Below are 8,017 nucleotides of genomic sequence, written 5' to 3'. Positions count from 1 at the left end.
AAAAAGGAATAGATTGTGCAGTTAAGCTAGGCCCAATGGTTTGAATTTCAAAGATGTATATGGAATTTGATAGTTGTTTTAGTTATTTAATAATAGTGTGAGAAATTGAATGGGCACCGCGAAGGGAATGATTCTAGTTATGGATATTAAAGGGTTTATAAATGATTTGAAAAAATCAAACATTTTCTTATATCAGAATCAAGGGAAGATAAAAATTATTGGACCTCGTGAACTAATAACAGCTGAATTAAAGGGAAAAATAAAGTTATATAAAGAAAAAATTATTATAGCTTTAAAAAATGAAGATATAGAAAAAAAGAATGAAATTCCAAAAGCGAAACAATCAGAAAATAATTGTTATACCTTATCAATGGCACAAAAAAGGATGCTTATTTTAAATAATTTGGAATCTAAAGGTACGACATATAATATTCCTTTAGTTATCAAAATCGTGGGCGATTTTCAAATGCAAGTTTTTGAGAATGCTTTTAAGGTACTAATTGATAGACATGAAGCATTAAGAACATCCTTTGTAATGATTGATGGAGAACCAGTTCAAAAGATAGAAAAAGAAATAGATTTTAAAATTGAATATAGTGAATTAGGAGAAGATAGCGTATCAGAACGAGTGGCACGATTTATAAGACCTTTTGATTTAGAGATAGCGCCGCTTCTAAGGGTAGAGATTTTACGTGTTAATCAGAATGAGCATATCATGATGCTTGATATGCATCATATTATTTCAGATGGAGTATCAATGGGCATTTTAATGAAGGAGTTAGCTGATTTAGTTAGAGAAAAAGAATTAGCACCATTAAAAGTTCAGTATAAAGACTATTCGGAATGGCAAAAAGAATACTATAAAGGAGATAACATAAAGCAGCAGGAGGAATATTGGCTCAAGGTATTTGAGGGTGACATTCCAGTTCTGAATATGCCAACTGATTTTCCAAGACCACAAATACAAAGTAGTGAGGGAGATAGGCTTGGTTTTGAAATAGATTCTGAACTAACAAATAAGCTTAAAATGTTTGCAAGGGAAAATGGAGTTACTATGTATATGCTTCTTTTAGCAGTATATAAAACGCTTCTTTCTAAATATACAAGGCAAGAGGACATAATAGTTGGTTCACCAATTGCGGGAAGAACACATGATGATTTAAAAAATACAATTGGCATGTTTGTCAATACCCTTGCAATGAGAAGTTATCCAAAAGCAGATACTAAATTCATTGATTATTTAAAACAAGTAAAAGAAAACACATTAAATGCTTATGAGAATCAAGAATATCAATTTGATACATTAGTAGAGAAACTAAATTTAAGAAAAGAAACAAGTAGAAGCGCATTGTTTGATACGATGTTTGATATACAAACTCAAAATAATTTTGAGTTTAATATAAATGGAGTAACCACTGAGGTTTGCGATATTGATTTTAATGTGGCGAAATTTGATTTAAGTCTTACGGCGATAGAATATACAGATCATTTGAAATTTGATTTGCAATATTGCACAAAATTATTTAAAAAAGAAACAATCAAAAGACTTGCAGGTCATTTAGTAAATGTAATAAAGGAAATTACCAATAATCCGGGGCTTAAATTAGGAGAAATAAATTTACTTTCAGAAGAAGAAACGGAAATCATATTACACAAATTTAATGATACTATGGCTGAATTTCCTAAAAATAAGACCTTAAACCATGTATTTGAAGAGCAGGTTAAAAAAACACCAAATCATATTGCAGTTATATTTGAAGAGGAACAATTAACGTATACACAACTAAATGAAAAAGCAAATCGACTGGCAAGGTTGCTTAGAAAAAATGGTGCAAAGCCGGATACTGTAATAGGAATTATGGCGGATAAATCCCCAGAAATGATAATAGGTATATTGGCGATTTTAAAAGCTGGAGCAGCATATTTACCAATTGACCCTGAGTATCCTGAAGAAAGAATTGAATATATGCTAAAAGATAGTGAAGCAAAATTAGTTGTTACTCAGGAGCACTTACAATTCAAAGTAAGAACAGTTCCAAGTATTTTATTTAATGATGAAGAAATTAGTTCTTTAAATAAGGACAACCTAGAAAATTTAAATCATTCATCTGATTTAGCTTATTTAATATATACGTCAGGTTCTAGTGGAAAGCCTAAAGGGGTTATGACTACACATCGTAACGTTATTAACTATATTTATGCATTTTCAAAGCAAATTCCTTTAAATGAAGAAGATTCTATATTACAAGTAGTTTCATTTTCATTTGATGCTTTTACGGAAGAAATATTTCCTATTTTGGCTAATTCAGGGAAATTAATCATTGGTAAAAAAATTGGTGATCTGAACATAGATGAGCTAGTTAAAAATATTGAAAAATATAATGTGACTTTAGTAAGCTGTTCACCACTGTTACTCAATGAAATTGATAAAAATAAGCATTTAATACTTAATAAAAATATGAGATTTATTAGTGGTGGAGATGTTTTAAAGTATGAATATATAAAAAATATTATTGAGATTGCCGATGTTTATAATTCATATGGTCCTACAGAAACAACTGTTTGCGCAACATATTATAAGGTCAGTTTCAATGATTGTATGGGAATGAGTGTACCTATAGGTAAACCACTAAGCAATTATAAATTATATGTTTTGGATAATAACGCTCAATTACTGCCGATAGGAATACCTGGTGAATTATATATAGGTGGAGAAGGTGTAGCGCGAGGATACAAAAATAAAAAAGAATTAACTGAAGAAAAATTCAAGTCTAATGCTTTTAGTTTAGGAGAACGAGTGTATCGGACTGGAGATTTAGTAAGATGGCTACCTGATGGAAATATTGAATTTTTAGGTAGAATAGATAATCAGGTAAAAATTCACGGTTTTAGAATTGAACTGGAAGAAATTGAATATCACTTATTAAGACAATCGAACATAAAAGAAGCTAAAGTAATTGATAAAGAGGGGATAGATGGAAACAGATATCTTTGCGCATTTATTACAGTTAATGATTTGAATGAAGAACTGAACATAGATAAAGTGAGAGAGTTGCTTGCCAAAGAGCTTCCTGGTTACATGATTCCTTTGCATTTCATAGAGATGGAAAAATTGCCGATTACACTTAATGGAAAAGTGGATGTGAAAGCATTACCGGAACCAGATTTCAATAAATTTATAGAAGATCATTATGAAGCACCTCGAAATCTAGTAGAAGAGAAGTTGGCTTTAGTGTGGAAGGACGTTTTGGGTATAGAGAAAATTGGAATAAATCATAACTTCTTTGAAGCTGGAGGACATTCACTAAAAGCTTTTTCATTGGTATCAAAGATACACAAAGAATTAGATGTTGAAATACCATTAAAACAAATATTTAATTTTCCTACTATCAAAGGCATTGGCGAATATATAAAAGGGAAAGAAACGAGTACTTACTCAAAAATAAAGAAAGCTGAGGAAAAGCAATTTTATAATCTTTCATCGGCTCAAAAAAGGCTATATATTTTAAATCAAATAGAGGATAGTGGAATTACTTACAATCTACCAGTTGTTATACAAATGAAGGGGCGCTTTCAATTGGACACTTTTGAAAAAGCCTTTAAAGCATTAATTGATAGACATGAAGCATTAAGAACTTCTTTTGTAATGATTGATGGAGAACCAGTTCAAAAGATAGAAAAAGAAATAGATTTTAAAATTGAATATAGTGAATTAGGGAAAGAGAACGTAGCAGAACGAGTGGCGCAATTCATAAGACCCTTTAATTTAGAGGTAGCTCCTCTTCTAAGGGTAGAAATCGTACAAGTTAGTCAGGATGTGCATATCATGATGCTTGATATGCATCATATTATTTCAGACGGAGTATCAATGAGCATTTTAATGAAAGAGTTAACAGATATATTTGGAGAAAAAAAATTAGCACCATTAGAAATTCAATATAAAGACTATTCAGAATGGAAAGAAAAGTTTTGTAACGGTGATAGTATAAAGAAACAGGAGGAATATTGGCTTAAAGTATTTGAGGATGAGATACCAGTTCTGAATATGCCAACTGACTTTCCAAGACCACAAATACAAAGTAGCGAGGGAGATAGATTAAGTTTTGAAATAGATTCTGAACTAACAAACAAGCTTAAAATGTTTGCGAGGGAAAATGGAGTTACTATGTATATGCTACTTTTAGCAGCATATACAACGCTACTTTCGAAATATACGGGACAAGAAGACATTATAGTTGGCTCACCAACTGCAGGAAGACAACATGATGATTTAAAAAATACTATTGGTATGTTTGTTAATACCCTTGTGATGAGAAATCGTCCTAAAGCAGACAGCAGATTCATTGATTATTTGAAGAAAGTAAAAGAAAATACCTTAAATGCTTATGAAAATCAAGATTATCAATTTGATGAGTTAGTTGAAAAGCTAGCCTTAAAAAGGGATATTAGTAGAAACGCATTGTTTGATACAATGTTTTCTATTCAAAATTTAGATAATCTAGAGTTGAATATAAAAGGCTTAAAAATCGAACCGTATGACATTGATTTTAAAGCGGCAAAGTTTGATTTAAGTTTATCGGCAATTGAAAATACAAATCATATAGAATTTATTTTAGAGTATTGCACAAAATTATTTAAAAAAGAAACAATACAAAGAATTGGAAATCATGTAGTTAATATCTTAAAAGAAATTGTTAATAATCCTGAACAAAAATTAAGTGAAATAAATTTGCTTTCACAAGAAGAAAGAGAAATAATATTAAACAAGTTTAATGATACTGCTGTTGAATATCCAGTAGGTACTATACACGAACTTTTTGAAGAGCAGGTTAAAAAAACACCAAATCATATAGCTGTAGTGTTCGAAGAAAAGCAGTTGACCTATGAAGAATTGAATAAAAAAGCAAATAAACTAGCTAGAACTTTGAGAGAAAAAGGTGTTGTACAAAATAGTATAGTTGCAATAATGGTGGATAGATCAGTAGAAATGATTGTAGGAATATTGGGGGTTCTAAAAGCTGGAGGAGCATATCTGCCGATAGATCCAGATTACCCTACAGAGAGAATAGAATTTATGCTTGAGGATAGTAATGCGGACATTATTATTACCCAAGAACATCTAATGGATAAAAATGGTTCCTACGGTGAAGTAGTAAATATAAATCATATAGATATATATGATATCGATGAAGATAATTTGAATCATATTAATTCACCAGATGATTTAGTGTATATCATATATACATCAGGAACAACTGGAAACCCTAAAGGTGTGTTAGTAGAGCATAAAAATTTGGTTAATGCCCATTACACTTGGAGAGATCACTATGAATTGTCAAAGTATGAAGTGAATTTATTACAAATGGCTAGTATGTCGTTTGATGTATTTGCAGGGGACTTATGTAGAAGTTTATTAAATGGTGGGACAATGTATATAGTACCGAGTCATATTAAGCTAGAACTGGATTTATTATATAAGACAATTAAGAAGTATAAGATTAATATTTTTGAATCCACTCCAAGTCTTATTATACCTTTTATGAATTATGTATATGAAAATAATTTTGATCTCACGACATTACGATTATTAATATTAGGTTCTGATAGCTGTCCTATACATGAGTACAAAAATTTGGTTAAAAGATATGGGGAGAATATGAGAGTAATTAATAGCTATGGAGTTACAGAAGCAACTATTGATTCTAGCTATTATGAAGAAGAGTACGATTATATACCACAAATGGTAAATACTCCTATAGGAAAGCCGTTAAATAACACAAAATATTATGTTTTAAACTCTTTATTAGAACCACAACCTATAGGGGTGTATGGTGAATTGTACATTGGTGGAAAAGGTCTTGCAAAAGGATACTTAAACAAGCCAGATCTTACTCATGAAAGGTTTGTTTCAAATGGCTTTATACCTGGTGAAAAAATGTATAAAACAGGAGATTTGGCAAGATGGCTTTCAGATGGAAATATTGAGTTTTTAGGAAGAATAGACAATCAAGTAAAGGTTCGAGGGTTTAGGGTAGAAATAGGAGAAATTGAAGCTAAACTATTAGGTAATCAAAATATAAATCAGGCGGTAGTAATTGATCGGAAAGATAATGCTGGTTTTACCTATTTATGTGCATACATAATAGCTAAGGAGGCGCTAACTACAAGTGAATTAAGAGACTACTTGTCAAATTATTTACCAGATTATATGATTCCTTCATTTTTTATTCAATTAGATAAAATGCCTCTTACACCGAATGGAAAAATAGATAGAAAAGCATTGCCTCTTGTACAAGAGGGGGACCTTTCTAAGGGAACAGATTATGAAGCGCCTCGAAATGAAGTGGAAGAACATCTTGTATCAGCTTGGCAGGATGTCTTGGGTATTAAAGAAATTGGAATTAACGATAGTTTTTTTGAGGTTGGTGGAGATTCTATAAAAGCGTTACAAATAGTTTCTAAACTATCAAAAGTGAATCTTAAACTCAAAATTAAAGATTTATTTGAAAACCCGAAAATTAAAAATCTTAGTAAGTATGTAAAAAATGAATCGAGAGTAAAGAACAACTATGAAATAATTCAGGGAAATGTTCCTTTAATGCCAATACAGAAAAGACATTTTGTATTAAACGAAGCATTAAATAATAAAGAGCTAAATCACTATAATCAATCATTTATGCTGTATAGAAAAAATGGATTTGAAGAACAGATTGTAGAAAAGGTGTTTCGTAAAATTTGTGAAAAACACGATGTTTTACGAATGATTTATAAAGAGGAAAATGGTGAAATTATTCAATATAATCGTGATTTGAATGGGGATTTCTTTGATTTATATGTCCATGATATTAAGAATCAAGATAATCAACAGGAGATAGTGGGTCAACTAGCAACAAATATACAAAAAGAAATTTCGATTACTGACGGTAAAATATTAAAACTTGGCATTTTTAGAACAAATGAGGGTGATCATTTGCTTATTACTATCCATCATCTTGTAATAGATGGAGTATCATGGCGAATATTATTCGAAGATTTCGAAATGTTATACAAACAAGCATATCTCAATGAAAAACTTGATATAGGTTTTAAAACGGATTCATTTAAGGAGTTTTCAGAAAAGTTAATGGATTATGCGGTAGGTAATAAACTTCTAAAAGAAAAAAAATATTGGGCAGACATATCTAAAATGAAAGTAGATTTTTTAGCGAAAAATGAAGAAATAGATGTGACCGATTATAAAAATAGCAAGACCTTAACCATTTCACTAAATAAGGAGAACACTCAAAAGTTATTGGGAGAAACAAACAAAACATATAATACTCAAATAAATGATATCCTTTTAGCGGCTTTGTTAGTAACAGTAAGAGATTTAACAGGAGAAAACAGGCTGAAAATTCTCATGGAAGGTCATGGAAGAGAAGAAGTCATTGAAAATATAGATGTTAGTAGGACTATTGGGTGGTTTACTACAATATACCCTGTCTATTTTGATTTAGGTAAAGAAAAAGAAATTTCTATGAGTATAAAATTGGTAAAAGAGACTTTAAGAAAAATTCCTAATAACGGAATAGGATATGGGGTTTTAAAATACCTAAAAAAGGATCAAGATTTGTTAAATGATGAAACGGCACCTATATTATTTAATTATTTGGGAGAAATGAGTAAAAAAGCGACCAATGAAGAATTTTCTGCATCATGGCTATCACCTGGCGAAAGTATAGGTGGTGAAAATGCAAGAGATGCTTCTATAGAAATTAATTCAATAATTGTAGAGGATACATTAATAATAAACACTACCTTCAACGAAGGGGAATATTCTGAATTTTTAATCGCTGATTTTAACCAAAAGTATAAAGAGAACCTTGAAATGATAATCGATCATTGTATTAATCAAACGGAATCAGAAAAAACAGCTTCCGATTATGGTTACAATAAAATGTCACTAGAAGAGCTTGATGAGTTACTAGGTGAATATGAATTCATCGATAACTAAAGCCTGCAGGCAAAACACAATCAT

Annotated in this window: 1 protein-coding gene; it reads left to right on the top strand. The window is 30.6% G+C overall.

Translation table 11 applies throughout. From position 1 onward, the window contains the following. Window positions 1-139 precede the first annotated feature (139 nt). The gene (locus NST86_RS17755) at window positions 140-7,993 is read left to right on the top strand and encodes a non-ribosomal peptide synthetase (RefSeq protein ID WP_140159079.1); all 7,854 of its coding nucleotides are present in this window, start codon (window positions 140-142) and stop codon (window positions 7,991-7,993) included. Window positions 7,994-8,017: the final 24 nt, after the last annotated feature.

Origin of the sequence: Bacillus sp. FSL L8-0199 (genome assembly GCF_038005705.1) — a bacterium.
Classification (GTDB): Bacteria; Bacillota; Bacilli; order Bacillales; family Bacillaceae_G; genus Bacillus_A; species Bacillus_A cereus.
The sequence above is the reverse complement of the archived record's forward strand: the minus strand, read 5'-3'. Positions and strand labels throughout refer to the sequence as shown.